This window comes from Pseudomonas cichorii (assembly GCF_015471405.1).
Lineage (GTDB): Bacteria > Pseudomonadota > Gammaproteobacteria > Pseudomonadales > Pseudomonadaceae > Aquipseudomonas > Aquipseudomonas serbiensis.
In genome coordinates this window covers 127298-141238 of the sequence record NZ_BLVZ01000003.1, presented here as the reverse complement: position 1 = coordinate 141238, position 13941 = coordinate 127298, and the positions used below count along the sequence as shown (strand labels likewise).

Annotated in this window: 13 protein-coding genes; 10 read left to right on the top strand and 3 right to left on the bottom strand. The window is 59.2% G+C overall.

Annotation, left to right across the window (positions count from 1 at the left end; all coding sequences use genetic code 11):
• Positions 1-37: 37 nt before the first annotated feature.
• Together JL015_RS04640 and JL015_RS04635 are read left to right on the top strand one after the other, a co-directional pair.
• The gene (locus tag JL015_RS04640) at positions 38-988 is read left to right on the top strand and encodes a DMT family transporter (RefSeq protein ID WP_201017620.1); all 951 of its coding nucleotides are present in this window, start codon (positions 38-40) and stop codon (positions 986-988) included.
• A gap of 256 nt (positions 989-1244) precedes the next feature.
• Complete coding sequence (locus tag JL015_RS04635; protein WP_374063374.1) at positions 1245-1694, top strand: (R)-mandelonitrile lyase; 450 nt, start codon at positions 1245-1247, stop codon at positions 1692-1694.
• 69 nt (positions 1695-1763) lie between these two features.
• Here the strand turns inward: JL015_RS04635 and JL015_RS04630 are convergent, their stop codons facing one another.
• Together JL015_RS04630 and JL015_RS04625 are read right to left on the bottom strand one after the other, a co-directional pair.
• Positions 1764-2522 (bottom strand): carboxymuconolactone decarboxylase family protein, encoded by a 759-nt coding sequence (locus JL015_RS04630; RefSeq protein WP_201017618.1) that lies wholly within the window; start codon positions 2520-2522, stop codon positions 1764-1766.
• 19 nt (positions 2523-2541) lie between these two features.
• Positions 2542-3126, bottom strand: coding sequence for a nucleotidyltransferase family protein (locus tag JL015_RS04625; protein WP_201017617.1), 585 nt, complete (start codon positions 3124-3126; stop codon positions 2542-2544).
• Positions 3127-3356: 230 nt separating this feature from the next.
• Between JL015_RS04625 and JL015_RS04620 the strand changes: the two genes are divergently transcribed.
• From JL015_RS04620 to JL015_RS04600, 5 genes are all read left to right on the top strand, one after another.
• Positions 3357-3971 carry a TetR/AcrR family transcriptional regulator gene (locus tag JL015_RS04620; protein ID WP_201017616.1) on the top strand — a complete coding sequence of 205 codons (615 nt, stop codon included), beginning with the start codon at positions 3357-3359 and terminating at the stop codon, positions 3969-3971.
• A gap of 79 nt (positions 3972-4050) precedes the next feature.
• Positions 4051-5160 carry an efflux RND transporter periplasmic adaptor subunit gene (locus JL015_RS04615; RefSeq protein WP_201017615.1) on the top strand — a complete coding sequence of 370 codons (1110 nt, stop codon included), beginning with the start codon at positions 4051-4053 and terminating at the stop codon, positions 5158-5160.
• Positions 5157-8237, top strand: a complete 3081-nt coding sequence (locus JL015_RS04610; RefSeq protein WP_201007271.1) for an efflux RND transporter permease subunit — start codon at positions 5157-5159, stop codon at positions 8235-8237. The genes JL015_RS04615 and JL015_RS04610 overlap by 4 nt, the downstream gene beginning before the upstream one ends.
• A gap of 41 nt (positions 8238-8278) precedes the next feature.
• A complete protein-coding gene (gene fabF / locus JL015_RS04605; protein WP_201017614.1) occupies positions 8279-9571 on the top strand; it encodes a beta-ketoacyl-ACP synthase II in 1293 nt (430 codons plus the stop codon).
• Between the two features lie 76 nt (positions 9572-9647).
• Positions 9648-10232: a flavin reductase family protein gene (locus JL015_RS04600; RefSeq protein ID WP_201007264.1), complete on the top strand. Its 585-nt coding sequence runs from the start codon at positions 9648-9650 to the stop codon at positions 10230-10232.
• A gap of 43 nt (positions 10233-10275) precedes the next feature.
• Here the strand turns inward: JL015_RS04600 and JL015_RS04595 are convergent, their stop codons facing one another.
• Positions 10276-11667: an aldehyde dehydrogenase family protein gene (locus tag JL015_RS04595; RefSeq protein WP_201017613.1), complete on the bottom strand. Its 1392-nt coding sequence runs from the start codon at positions 11665-11667 to the stop codon at positions 10276-10278.
• Between the two features lie 102 nt (positions 11668-11769).
• On the opposite strand from JL015_RS04595, the gene ptrR reads away from it, so the two are divergent.
• The 3 genes from ptrR to JL015_RS04580 all read left to right on the top strand — a co-directional run bounded on the left by ptrR (position 11770) and on the right by JL015_RS04580 (position 13903).
• Positions 11770-12657 carry a putrescine utilization regulator PtrR gene (ptrR, locus tag JL015_RS04590; RefSeq protein WP_201017612.1) on the top strand — a complete coding sequence of 296 codons (888 nt, stop codon included), beginning with the start codon at positions 11770-11772 and terminating at the stop codon, positions 12655-12657.
• A 65-nt stretch (positions 12658-12722) separates the two neighbouring features.
• On the top strand, positions 12723-13421 hold the full coding sequence (locus JL015_RS04585) for an alpha/beta fold hydrolase (RefSeq protein ID WP_201017611.1): 699 nt from the start codon (positions 12723-12725) through the stop codon (positions 13419-13421).
• Between the two features lie 101 nt (positions 13422-13522).
• Positions 13523-13903, top strand: a complete 381-nt coding sequence (locus JL015_RS04580) for a VOC family protein (RefSeq protein WP_201017610.1) — start codon at positions 13523-13525, stop codon at positions 13901-13903.
• The last annotated feature ends 38 nt before the right edge of the window (positions 13904-13941 follow it).

Genomic DNA, 13941 nt, shown 5'->3' with positions numbered 1-13941 from the left:
TTTTTCCCTCGAAACGCGCTTCCACGAGGGGAGAAACATGCCGGACGCAAGCAAGCACAACACCATGGTGACTGACTCGACTCATGCGCAGAGTCTGGTGTCTTCTTCCAAGGCCAAGGGCGTGCTTTTACTGGTCATGGCAATCCTTATCTGGGGTGCCAACTGGCCGGTCATGAAAACCGGCCTTGAGCACATTACCCCTGTCTGGTTTTCAACCCTGCGCTTTGCTACCGGTGCAGCCTGCCTGTTCGCATTACAGATGGTGACCGGCAAGCTGCGGCTGCCCACCCGGCAGGATCTGCCGTTGATCCTGAGTGTCGGTCTGCTGCAAATGCTGACCTTTACCGTGCTGGGCGCGATTGCCATGACTCAGGTGCCTGCCGGGCGCTCTGCCGTCCTGGCCTACACCACGCCGTTGTGGGTGACGCCGATTGCCGTCATGTTCCTGCGTGAAAAACTGTCCACGCGGCAACTGATCGGCACGCTGTTGGGCGGCGTCGGTGTCTGTGTGCTGTTCAACCCCCTGACTCTGGACTGGGGCAACGGAGCACTGGTGAAAGCCAACCTGATGCTGCTGGCTGCTTCATTCTGCTGGGCAATGTGCATCCTGCATCTGCGTTACTCCAAAAGCACCACCAGTGCCTACCAACTGGCACCCTGGCAGATGCTGGTCGCCACCGTTCCCTTGATCGCCCTGGCTTACTTCACCGAAGGGCCTTTCACGGGGGATGGCTCCAGAACCTTGTGGGAGATCCTGATCTTCATGGGGCCTCTGGCAACGGCGTTCTGCTTTTGCGCGGTCAATGCCGCCAGCATGTGGCTTTCAAGCACCAGCATGTCGACGGCGATGCTCGGGGTTCCGGTTGTGGGGTTGTTGATGTCGGTGGTCTTCATGGGCGAACAACTGACGATGACGTTGATTGTCGGGATCATGGCAATTATCGGCGGCATCCTGATCGTGACGGTCAAGCGCTCCAGCGCTGCCTGATGTTGCGCATTGATGAGGCTGGCTCATGGCGGTTAGCTGATTCAGGTGACTAATCACTGACTCTTCAGGCTGATAGATTGGATATGTCGTATCGCCGCAAAGGGATACGGCAAAATCGACGCAGCCGCCTCCAGAGTGGGCATGAGTCAGGCAACTCTGTGATTGACGACCTCCATGCCCCGCCGGCGCGCTCATCCATGTAGATGGAGGACTGTAATTGAAGACGCTTGCAGCAACAGCACTTTCCCTTTCCCTTCTGGCAACTGAAGCTCACAGCGAGACGAGCCCGGTCGTTACCGTCACTCAGAACGGCTCCCAACCTTCGGCCAAGGGGCCGGCTGACTATTTCACAGGTCAGGTGCGCGTGGATGCTCCTTTCAAGGGGACCGGCGATGCACGAGTCGGTGGCGCGACAGTCACTTTCGAGCCGGGCGCACGTACCGCCTGGCATACCCATCCATTGGGCCAGACCCTGATCGTCACTGCGGGGACGGGCCTGGTTCAGCAGCAGGGGCAATCGATCAAGACCATCCGCCCCGGCGATACGGTATGGATTCCGCCCAATGTCAGGCATTGGCATGGTGCGACTGCGAAAACCGGCATGACTCACATCGCCATTGCCGAGTCTCTGGATGGCAAGGTCGTTGAGTGGATGCAGCAGGTCAGCGAACAGGAATACGCTCAGGCGGCTGCCCTGGATAAATGATAGTGAGCGTTTTGACGAACCCCGCAGAATTGCCACGGTGACTCTGCGGGGTTCTGGTTCGAGCCGGTTTCAGCTCTTGCGTGACTCGAAGACTTCCTTGAGCACCGGCACGGCGGACATCGCTTTCGGCCAGCCCGCATAGAAGGCCAGGTGCGTCACCACTTCCGAGGCCTGGGCCTGGGTCAGGCCGTTATCCATGGCGCGATTCAGGTGAAACGTCAGTTGCGCCGACTGATTCTGGGTGATGAGCGCCGCGACGGTGATCAGGCTGCGATCCCTTGGGCTGAGCTCGGTATTTCGCCATAGATCGCCGAACAGAACGTCATTGGTGTAGTGGGCGAGATCCGGTGCCACAGAGCCGACGGCATTTTCGACACTCTCCCGGCGCTTTTTCTCGCTTTCCTCATTCAGCGTCAGACGCTCCTTCGACGGCGGCTCGACTGTAAGGCCTCTTTCGGCAAAGACCTTTTTCGCTACGGCTGCTGCTGACATTGCATTGGGCCAGCCGCTATAAAATGCGAGATGGGTAATCAGGGCGCTGATTTCGCCGGGTTTCAGGCCATTGTCCAGACCCAGATTGATATGGCCGGTCATCTGCGCCGTTTGCCCGCCAGCCAGCAGAGAGGCCAGGGTGATCAGGCTGCGGTCACGGGGTTCAAGGTCTTTGCGTTTCCAGACTTCGGCAAACAGCAAGTCTGTCGTGTAGCTATATAGCTGTGGCGCGACTGCCAGAACATCCGGCGAAGGCTTGGGGTCCGGCTTGGGTGTGCCTTGACTGGCTTCTGCCATTGAACACGCGAGAAAGGTCGCAGCGGCTAAGTGCTTCATGGTGTGGGCTTCCCTGATTTCAACTTGAGTGAAGTTGCTCTGGCGTATCGACGTCGCGCACGGTGCCGGGATCATCCGTTGCCATGAGGTCGCATGCCGAGGCATTGGCTGCCAGCAATGTCTTTGCGCCCTGATCGCCTTTGAGCAAAAGAAGTTCTGGCCAGAATTGGCGGCCAATGATGACCGGGTGCCCGCGCTGTCCGGCATATACCGGCTGGGCGATACGCTGTGGATCGGCCAGTTGCACAAGGCTGCGCAACGTCGCGGTCTGCAGCCATGGCATGTCGGCGAGCAGGACGGCGACAGCGATGGCAGGCGAGGGCATCAGCGCCTCGATACCGCTGGCCAGGCTGTGGCCCATGCCGAGGTCGGCCTGTTCGCTGTGCACGATGCCGACATCGGGCACAATCCCCAGTGCCTGCGCATCGTCATCGCTGCGCAGTACCACCCAGACTTCATTGAAGGACTGTCTGGCCGTGTCGATACTGGCTTGCAGCATGCTGCGCCCATCGGGCAGAAGTGCCCGGCGCTTGTCGTCAGCAAAGCGCTTGCTGCGCCCGGCTGCCAGTATGAGGCCGATTACGTGAGGTGCAGACTCATTCATCCGGAGTCCTTGAGGGCAGGAACAGAGTTGAACAGGCATCATAGAAGATGGTCAGGGATTCATTAAGCTCGCAAGACGGGATGGAGTCATGAGCTGTTTTCATGAATGAATGGATAGCAAACAGGCAGGAACGAATTCATTCGCGAAAGGGCCAGAAGGTAGAAAGTAATGACCAAATTGAAATATAGTCACTCGTTGTCAATCAGCGTCACGCAGGCCAAGCCGGGAAAATGACTGAAACCATGAATGCATCCCCCTCACGCGGTCCTTCGGATCATAGCGTTCGCGACCAGATCGTCGAAGCCGCCACCCAGCACTTCGGACACTATGGTTACGAGAAGACCACCGTGTCCGATCTGGCCAAGGCCATCGGCTTTTCCAAGGCCTATATCTACAAGTTCTTCGACTCCAAGCAGGCGATTGGCGAGGTTATTTGCGCGAACCGGCTGGCCGCCATCATGGAGATCATCGATGCGGCTGTTGTGGATGCGCCGACCGCTTCCGAAAAGCTGCGGCGCATGTTCAAGGCCTTGCTAGAGGCGGGCAGCAATCTGTTCTTCCACGACCGCAAGCTCTATGACATTGCCGCCGTTTCGGCCAGGGACAAGTGGCCCTCGGCGCGCGAGCATGAAGCGCGCCTGCGACAACTGATCGAGCAGATTGTCCGGGAAGGCCGGGAGGCCGGCGAATTCGAGCGCAAGACGCCGCTGGACGAGGTGACCAATGCCATTTATCTGGTGATGCGCCCCTACATCAGCCCCGTGCTGTTGCAGTACAGCCTCGATCTGGCAGATGAAACGACGGCGCATCTGTCGGCATTGATCTTGCGCAGCATGGCGCCTTAGATAGAGTTGTGACTATTGACTTAATTGGTCACTAGAATGAGAATCTGGCTCTGGATAATCAATCTGAGCTCGTACACTCATGTCTCGTCGCCGACCTGCTGTCATTGCCCTTTGTTTATTGCCACTCGTCCTGACAGCGTGTGGCGACTCTTCCGTCGTTAATGATCCACGCACTCAGGCGCCTCTGGTAAGAGCCGCTACCGTTCAGGATTCATCGGATATTTCACGCTCCTTCACCGGTACAGTCGCGGCGCGCATTCAGAGTGATCTGGGTTTTCGCGTCTCGGGCAAGGTGCTTGAGCGTCTTGTCGATACCGGCCAGAGCGTCAGGCAAGGTCAGCCGTTGATGCGTATCGACCCGGTGGACCTGGGCCTGCAGGCCAAGGCACAGCAAGAGGCTGTCATCGCCGCACAGGCACTGGCCAGGCAGGCTGTCGATGACGAAGCACGTTATCGGAATCTGGTCGCTACCGGCGCGGTTTCGGCCTCTACCTACGCTCAGATAAAAGCAGCAGCGGATTCAGCGAAGGCGCAACTCAGTGCGGCGCAAGCCCAGGCCAATGTGGCCAGGAACGCCACAAGCTATGCCGTTCTGCTGGCCGATGCCGATGGTGTCGTGGTGGAAACCCTGGCCGAGCCCGGTCAGGTCGTCAGTGCCGGACAACCCGTGGTAAGGCTGGCGCGGGCAGGGTTGCGTGAAGCCATTGTTCATCTGCCCGAGACTCTGCGCCCGGCCGTGGGCTCCGTGGCACAGGCCACCCTGTATGGCAGCAGCCTTGGGGCAGTGCCTGCAAAACTGCGCTTGCTCTCCAACGCGGCCGATCCCGTGACTCGGACTTTCGAGGCGAGGTATGTGCTAGAGGGCGCGATGGCCAGCGCACCCTTGGGAGCGACTGTCAGCCTCCAGATCGCTTATGGCACAACGTCCATTCAAGCACTACAAATACCAATGGGCGCGCTTTACGATCCGGGCACTGGTCCGGGCGTGTGGAGCATTTCCGGCAAGCCTTTAAAAGTGAGTTGGCAGCCTGTTCAGGTGCTTGCCCTGCACGACGATGTGGTGCGAGTAACCGGCAATCTCAAGGCCGGCGAGCAAGTGGTGGCATTGGGAGCCCATCTGCTGCATGACGGCGATCAGGTCCGGCTGAACGAAACGCTTGGTGCCAAAGTCGCCGGGAGCCAGCCATGAGCGAAGGGCGTTTCAATCTGTCGGCGCTTGCCGTTCGCGAGCGCTCCATCACGCTGTTCCTGATCTTTCTGATTTCTGCTGCCGGCATTCTGGCTTTCTTTGGCCTTGGGCGTGCGGAAGACCCGCCGTTCACGGTCAAGCAGATGACGGTGATCACCGCATGGCCTGGCGCTACAGCCCAGGAGATGCAGGATCAGGTCGCCGAGCCGCTGGAAAAACGCTTGCAGGAACTGCGCTGGTACGACCGCACGGAAACCTACACGCGCCCGGGCATGGCTTTCACCATGCTGTCGCTTCTCGATAGCACGCCGCCTTCGCAAGTGCAGGAAGAGTTCTATCAGGCACGCAAGAAACTCAGTGACGAAACCAGGCTCTTGCCGGCGGGTGTCATTGGGCCGATGGTCAACGACGAGTTTGCCGATGTGACCTTTGCGCTTTTTGCCTTGAAGGCCAAAGGCGAACCGCAACGGCTGCTGGTGCGCGATGCCGAGTCATTGCGCCAGCGCCTCTTGCATGTGCCTGGGGTCAAGAAGGTCAACATCATTGGTGAGCAGGCCGAACGCATTTTTGTGTCCTTCTCCCATGATCGCCTCGCAACGCTGGGGATTTCTCCTCAGGAGATATTCGCGGCCCTGAACAGCCAGAACGTGCTGACACCTGCCGGTTCGATCGAAACCGACGGGCCGCAGGTTTTTCTCCGTCTGGACGGCGCTTTCGACAAGCTGAAAAAGATTCGTGACACACCGGTTTCGGTACAGGGCCGCACCCTGAAACTGTCGGATGTGGCGACGGTCGAGCGCGGCTATGAAGACCCGGCCACCTTTCAGGTGCGCAACAACGGTGAACCCGCCCTGTTGCTGGGTATCGTGATGCGCGAAGGCTGGAATGGCCTGGATCTGGGCAAGGCCCTCGACGCCGAGACTGCGAAAATCAACGACGGCATGCCGCTGGGCATGACGCTGACCAAGGTGACCGACCAGTCGGTGAACATCAGCTCATCGGTCGATGAGTTCATGGTCAAGTTCTTCATCGCGCTGCTGGTGGTAATGCTGGTCTGCTTCCTCAGCATGGGCTGGCGCGTGGGTGTCGTGGTGGCGGCGGCTGTGCCATTGACGCTGGCAGTGGTGTTCGTGGTGATGGCGGCCACCGGCAAGAACTTCGACCGCATTACCCTGGGCTCGCTGATCCTGGCGTTGGGGCTGCTGGTGGACGATGCCATCATCGCAATCGAAATGATGGTGGTGAAAATGGAGGAGGGCTACAGCCGTATGGCCGCATCGGCCTATGCCTGGAGCCACACGGCAGCGCCTATGCTCTCCGGCACGCTGGTGACCGCTATCGGCTTCATGCCCAATGGCTTCGCCCATTCGACGGCAGGCGAGTACACCAGCAACATGTTCTGGATCGTGGGCATCGCATTGATTGCTTCCTGGGTGGTGGCCGTGGCGTTCACGCCTTATCTGGGCGTGAAACTGCTGCCGGACCTCAAACAGGTCGAGGGTGGTCATGAAGCCATCTACAACACTCCCAACTACAACCGTTTCCGCCGGTTCCTGAGAAGCGTCATTGCGCGCAAATGGCTGGTTGCCGGTACGGTGATCGGAGCCTTTGTAGTGGCGATTCTCGGCATGGGGCTGGTCAAGAAGCAGTTCTTCCCGACCTCGGACCGTCCGGAGGTGCTGGTCGAAGTGCAGATGCCGTACGGAACCTCCATCGAGCAGACCAGCGCAACTGCTGCCAAGGTCGAAGCCTGGCTGCAAAAGCAGAAGGAGGCCAGGATTGTCACGTCTTACATCGGTCAGGGTGCGCCACGTTTCTACCTGGCGATGGCGCCTGAACTGCCTGATCCGTCCTTCGCCAAGATTGTGGTGCTGACGGACAGTCAGGAGGCGCGTGAAGCCCTCAAGTTCCGTCTTCGCGAGGCGGCTGCCGATGGGCTGGCACCCGAGGCACAGGTCCGGGTCACGCAACTCGTGTTTGGCCCGTATTCGCCGTTCCCCGTGGCTTATCGCGTGACGGGGCCTGATCCCTTGAAGTTGCGTGAAATCGCTGGCCAGGTTCAGAAGGTCTTGCAGGCGAGCCCGATGATGAGGACCGTCAATACCGACTGGGGGCCGTTGGTGCCTGTGCTGCATTTTTCACTGGATCAGGATCGCTTGCAGGCGGTCGGCCTGACGTCGAATGCCGTCGCGCAACAATTGCAGTTTCTGCTCACTGGAGTCCCGATTACAGCGGTCCGGGAAGATATCCGTTCGGTGCAAGTGGTGGGCCGTGCAGCGGGCGACATACGCCTCGATCCCGCGAAGATTGCCGGTTTCACTCTGGTGGGTTCGGCCGGGCAGCGTATCCCGCTATCCCAGGTAGGCGATGTCGACGTGCGGATGGAAGACCCTATCCTGCGACGCCGTGATCGTACGCCAACCATCACCGTACGCGGTGACATCGCCGAGGGTTTGCAGCCGCCCGATGTTTCCAGTGTTGTCCTGAAACAACTGCAACCGGTGATCGACACACTTCCTGATGGCTACCGGATCGTGGAGGCAGGATCAAGCGAAGAGTCGGCCAAGGCCAGCAAGGCAATGCTGCCGTTGTTCCCGATCATGATTGCTCTGACGTTGCTGATCATCATCCTCCAGGTGCGCTCGATCTCGGCCATGGTCATGGTGTTCCTCACCGCACCGCTGGGGTTGATCGGCGTGGTGCCGACCCTGCTGCTGTTCCAGCAACCGTTCGGCATCAATGCCCTGGTCGGCCTGATCGCGCTGTCGGGCATCCTGATGCGCAATACCCTGATCCTGATCGGCCAGATCCACGACAACAAGGCCCAGGGGCTGGAGCCTTTCCGTGCAGTGGTGGAAGCCACCGTACAGCGTGCCCGTCCCGTATTGCTGACGGCATTGGCGGCAATCTTGGCCTTTATCCCGCTGACCCATTCGGTGTTCTGGGGAACGCTGGCCTACACCCTGATCGGCGGCACCTTTGGCGGCACCATCATGACCCTGGTGTTCCTGCCGGCCATGTACGCCATCTGGTTCAGGATCCGTCCTGATACCGGATCCACCGAAAAGGCAGCATGACCCGTGTCATGGCTGCCAACAGTGTAATGAAGAGGTTTTGAATGACTGATTTCACGGCTCAAAAACGAATCGTAGTGACGGGTGTCGGGATTGTCGGGCCACTGGGATGTGGTGTGGAGGAGGTCTGGAAAAGACTGCTGGCAGGACAGTCCGGCATTCGCAACCTGGCGCAGGACATCACCGAGGGCACAGGCGTTGCGGTAGGCGGGCAGGTGCCGTCGCTGGAGGAGGATGCCATTGCCGGTTATGACCCTGACCGTCTCATTTCGGCCAAGGACCGCAAGAAGATGGACCGTTTCATCGAGTTTGCACTCGTTGCTGCCCATGAGGCTCTTGAGCAAGCGAACTGGCATCCAGTCGATGAGGCCGGGCAGCAGAGGACTGCGACCATCATTGCATCGGGTGTGGGTGGTTTCGGTGCCATCGCCGAGGCCGTAAGGACTACCGATGCGCGTGGCCCTCGCAGATTGTCGCCATTCACGGCGCCGTCCTTCCTGGCCAACATGGCGGCCGGGCATGTTTCCATCAGGCACGGCTTCAAAGGCCCGCTCGGCGCACCAGTGACCGCTTGCGCAGCAGGCGTGCAAGCCATTGGCGACGCGGCTAGGCTGATCAGGAGCGGTGAGGCCGATATCGCTGTTTGCGGTGGGACAGAGGCTGCGATTGATCGAGTGACCCTGGGCTGCTTTGCGGCGGCTCGGGCGCTGTCTACAGGGTTTGCCGAGCAGCCGCAGGAAGCCTCGCGCCCCTTTGATCGTGAGCGTGACGGTTTTGTCATGTCCGAAGGGGCCGGGCTGCTGGTCATCGAGTCTCTTGAACACGCTTTGGCGCGTGGTGCCACACCTCTGGCGGAACTGGTGGGCTACGGCACCAGCGCCGATGCCTATCACCTGACGGCTGGCCCCGAAGATGGCGGGGGAGCCCGGCGCGCCATGCAACAGGCCTTGCAGCAGGCTGGTTTGAGCCCTGACGACGTTCAGCACATCAATGCTCACGCCACTTCGACTCAAGTGGGCGACAAGGGCGAACTGACAGCCATTCGTTCGGTATTCGGTGCGGGGTCTGGCGTGGCGATCACGTCGACCAAGTCCGCTACCGGGCATCTGCTGGGCGCGGCGGGCGGCATTGAAGCCATCTTCACGGTATTGGCATTACGCGATCAGATCGTGCCGCCCACGTTGAATCTGACTCACCCGGATGAGGCCGCAGACGGGCTTGAGCTTGTCGGCCTGAACGCCCGAAAACTGCCGCTGACCCATGCGCTGTCGAACGGGTTCGGCTTTGGTGGTGTGAATGCCAGCGTTGTCTTTCGTCGTTGGGAGCCTTCCTTGTGAAAGTCGGGGCTCTCCACAGAAAGGCTTCGTATTCAGTAGACTGTGCCTTTGCACTGCCTGTACTGAAGGAGGTTTCGTGGATAACCCTATTCGCCCAGTCGAGCTGGAAAAGGCCTACCGGCTGATAAATCACGGCCCTGCCGTACTGGTTTCTGCCAGCCATGCCGGGACGGATAACGTGATGTCGGCTTCATGGGCCTGTGCCCTGGACTTTTCTCCGCCCAAGGTCACGGTGGTCATCGACAAGATGACCAGAACCCGTGGGCTTGTCGAGAAGAGTGGCTATTTCGCTCTGCAGGTGCCGACGGTTGAGCAGGTACAACTGACCTATGACGTCGGGACACAAAGCCTTGGCTATATGCCCGACAAGCTGGAAAAGTCAGGTGTCGAGCTGTTTCGTATTGAAGGGTACGAGACTCCGCTGGTGGCGGGCTGTTCGGCCTGGCTGATCTGCAAGCTCGTTCCTGAGCCCCATAACCAGCAGACCTATGATTTGTTCATCGGCGAGGTTGTGGGAGCCTGGGCCGATGAGCGGGCGTTCAAGGATGGCCATTGGGCTTTCGAGACGGCCGATCCTCGTTGGCGCAGCCTGCACTACATCGCTGGCGGGACTTTCTACGCTATCGGTGATCTGGTTCGGGTTGAAAGCGAAGAGGAATAAAAGGGTGTAAAAAACGGGGGGAGCGCAAGGCTCCCCCGATCGATCAACGGCGATCCAGCCATACGGTCTTCGCATTGCAGAACTCTCGCACGCCGAAGTGTGAAAGCTCACGACCAAAGCCGCTTTTCTTCACGCCGCCGAAGGCAACACGCGGGTCGGAGGCGCAATAACCATTGATGAACACACCGCCTGTTTCCAGCTCGTCAGCCAGTTGTTCGGCAAGTTCGACATTGCGGGTGTAAATGGTCGAAGTCAGGCCGAATTCGCTATCGTTGGCCAGTTCCAGTGCATGTCTGGCATCGCGGGCGGTGATGATCGAAGCCACCGGGCCGAACAGTTCTTCCTTGAAGGATGTCATCTGGTCGGTGACATCACTCAACACCGTGGGCTCATAGAAGTTGCCAGCGTCTTCGGCCTTTTTACCGCCCAGCAACAAGGTCGCGCCTTCGGCCAGAGTGGCCTGCACCTGAAGATCCAGTTCGTCACGCAGATCGAAACGGGCCATGGGGCCGATATAGGTTTCTGTGCTCGATGGATCGCCAACTGCCAGCAGGCGAGTGGCTTCGACGAACTTGCGGGTGAAGGCTTCAACGATGCCCTGTTCGACGATCAAACGCTTGGCTGCCGCACAGACCTGACCGGTGTTCTGATAGCGGCCGATAACGGCGGCTTTCACGGCTTCGTCCAGGTCGGCATCGTTGAGCACGATAAAGGGATCGGAGCCGCCCAGTTCCAGTACGCATTTCTTCAGGGCCGCACCTGCCTGAGCGCCAATCGCAGCCCCGGCCCGTACGCTGCCGGTCAGTGTCACGGCGGCAATGCGCGGGTCGGCAATGGCGCGGGATACACCTTCCTGAGCCACGTTGATCACTTCAAACACGCCTTGCGGGAAACCGGCTTGCTGGAGTGCGTCGCGTATCAGATAGGCGCAGCCCATCACGTTGGGCGCATGTTTGAGCACGTAAGTGTTGCCGGCGAGCAAGACCGGAACGGCACCGCGCAGTACCTGCCAGACCGGGAAGTTCCAGGGCATGACCGCCAGGATCGGGCCAAGCGGGCGGTATTCGATACGCGCCTTGTTGTTCTCGACCAGTGTCGGTTCCGGTGCAAGCATCGCCGGGCCATGGCTGGCGTACCACTCGCAGAGCTGCGCGCATTTCTCGATTTCGCCACGGGCTTGAGCAATGGGCTTGCCCATTTCCCGGGTGATCATCTGTGCCATTGCGGTCGCGTTGTCGCGTAATGCCCTGGCCAGCGCAACCAGCAGTTGAGCGCGTTCATCGACCGTCTTGCGTCGCCATAGTGCATAACCGTCGGCCGCACGGGAAAGAGCGGCATCCAGTGTCGAGTCGGACTCAAACGCATAGTGGCCGATCTGTTCGCCGTTGGCCGGGTTGATCGAGATTGCATGGGTGTGGCTGGAAATCTGTGTCATGACGCCATCCTCTTGTGGGTGGGAATGGGGCCAGAGTATCGTCGTGCTATGCTTTGCGAAACTGAATAATAATGATTATATCGTTCACGTTTGGAGAATGAATTGGATCTCGTCCAGCTTGAAATATTCAAGGCCGTCGCCGAGCAGGGCAGCATCAGCGCCGCCGCGCAGCACATCCATCGGGTGCCCTCGAACCTGACCACACGAATCAAGCAGCTGGAACTCGACCTGGGCGTCGAGCTGTTCATTCGTGAAAAGCACCGCTTGCGCCTGTCACCGGCTGGCTGGAATTTTCTGGACTACGCCCGGCGCATCCTTGCGCTGGTGGAAGAAGCGCGAATGGCCATTTCCGGCGAAGAACCCCAAGGCCCGTTTTCTCTTGGCTCGCTGGAGAGTACGGCAGCGGTACGTATTCCGGCGCTGTTGGCGGCCTATAACCAGCAATACGCCAAGGTCGAACTGGACCTGTCCACGGGGCCGTCCGGCACCATGATCGATGGCGTATTGTCTGGCCGTCTGGTGGCGGCGTTTGTTGATGGGCCGGTGCTGCATCCGGCGCTGGAAGGCGTGCCGGTCTTTGAAGAAGAGATGGTGATCATTGCGCCGCTCAACCATCAGCCCGTGACGCGGGGGCTGGATGTGAATGGCGAAAGCATCTACGCCTTTCGCGCCAACTGCTCATACCGTCATCACTTCGAGAGCTGGTTCACCGACGACGCCGCAGTGCCGGGCAAGATCTACGAAATGGAGTCCTATCACGGCATGTTGGCGTGCGTCAGTGCGGGCGCGGGCCTGGCGCTGATGCCGCGCAGCATGCTCGAAAGCATGCCAGGCTGCACCACCGTCAGCATCTGGCCACTGTCCGAGAAGTTCCGTTTTCTGCAGACCTGGCTGGTGTGGCGCAGGGGCACTGTTTCCCAGAGTCTGACGCGGTTTGTCGAGTTGCTGGAGGCGCGGGGCGGGCCTGCTCGTAACGAGCAGCTTCAATGATGTGCCGAATGAGGTTCGGAAGATGTCATGTATGAGTATTTTTCTTTTGCCCCAGGAGAGCCACGTTGGCTTGCAATAACATTCCTCTCGTTCTTTTGCCCGGCCTGCTGAACGATGAGCGACTTTGGGCTCATCAGACGGCTGCTTTCGAGTCTTCACGCAAGGTTTTCGTTGCGGATCTTTCTCAGGATGACAGCATCGCGCAAATGGCCCGGCGCACGCTGGAACAGGCTCCGCCATTTTTTGCCCTGGCGGCCTTGTCCATGGGCGGATATGTGGCGATGGAAATCATGCGTCAGGCTCCCGAGCGGGTGGTGGCACTGGCCTTGTTCGACACCATGGTCCGGCCAGACAGCGAGGATCGAGCCAGAGTCAGGCGTGGCCTGCTGGAGCTGGCGCAACTGGGCAAGTTCATGGGTGTAACACCTCACTTGCTGCCGCGTATCATTCATACCCGTTGCATAGGCACTGCCGCTGCACAACAGGTCATGGATATGGCGCAGGCCATTGGCAGGGAAGGTTTCATCCGTCAGCAGCAAGCGATCATCGAGCGTCAGGACTACAGTTCTCTTCTGGAGACGATCAGCGTGCCGACCCTGATTGTCGTCGGCGAGAATGACGAAATAACACCTCTGGCAGAATCGGAGTTCACCCATCGGAGCATTGCCGGTTCGCGTCTGGTCGTCCTTCCCGAATGCGGGCATCTGCCGCCTCTGGAATATCCGCAGCGTACAACCGAGCTATTGCAGGAATGGCTTCTGTAGGAGCAATCGGGCGGCGCTCTGCTCATCCGCGAAGACATCCTTCTTCGCGAATGAATTCGCTCCTACCGATTTTTCGTCCACTTTTTTGTGAGAGGAACACCATGCTTATCGATCATCTGGACCACCTGGTCCTCACGACTTGCGACGCGGCAGCCTGTCAGGATTTCTACACCCGTGTCATGGGCATGAGCCTGGAAACCTTTGGCAATGGCCGTATTGCCTTTCGCTTCGGCAATCAGAAGATCAACCTGCATGTGCGAGGCCACGAATTCGAGCCCAAGGCGCATCTGCCGGTACCCGGTGCGCTGGATCTTTGCTTCATCGGTGCCAGGCCTCTGGATGAAGTGATCGTTCATCTCCAGCAACAGAACTGGCCGATAGTGGAAGGCCCGGTGCAAAGGACCGGAGCCACGGGGCCGATCCGTTCGGTGTATGTCCGGGACCCTGACCTGAACCTGATCGAGATATCCGAGTATTTGTAAGGGGCTTGATTGGCAGGCCAATGACCTTGCGCTATTTT

Bases quoted from the DNA above. Each gene is read 5' to 3' on its own strand.
- JL015_RS04640 (WP_201017620.1), top strand. From the start codon at position 38: ATGCCGGACGCAAGCAAGCACAACACCATGGTGACTGACTCGACTCAT.
- JL015_RS04630 (WP_201017618.1), bottom strand. From the start codon at position 2,522: ATGAAGCACTTAGCCGCTGCGACCTTTCTCGCGTGTTCAATGGCAGAA.
- JL015_RS04625 (WP_201017617.1), bottom strand. From the start codon at position 3,126: ATGAATGAGTCTGCACCTCACGTAATCGGCCTCATACTGGCAGCCGGG.
- JL015_RS04620 (WP_201017616.1), top strand. From the start codon at position 3,357: ATGACTGAAACCATGAATGCATCCCCCTCACGCGGTCCTTCGGATCAT.
- JL015_RS04615 (WP_201017615.1), top strand. From the start codon at position 4,051: ATGTCTCGTCGCCGACCTGCTGTCATTGCCCTTTGTTTATTGCCACTC.
- JL015_RS04610 (WP_201007271.1), top strand. From the start codon at position 5,157: ATGAGCGAAGGGCGTTTCAATCTGTCGGCGCTTGCCGTTCGCGAGCGC.
- fabF (WP_201017614.1), top strand. From the start codon at position 8,279: ATGACTGATTTCACGGCTCAAAAACGAATCGTAGTGACGGGTGTCGGG.
- JL015_RS04595 (WP_201017613.1), bottom strand. From the start codon at position 11,667: ATGACACAGATTTCCAGCCACACCCATGCAATCTCGATCAACCCGGCC.
- JL015_RS04580 (WP_201017610.1), top strand. From the start codon at position 13,523: ATGCTTATCGATCATCTGGACCACCTGGTCCTCACGACTTGCGACGCG.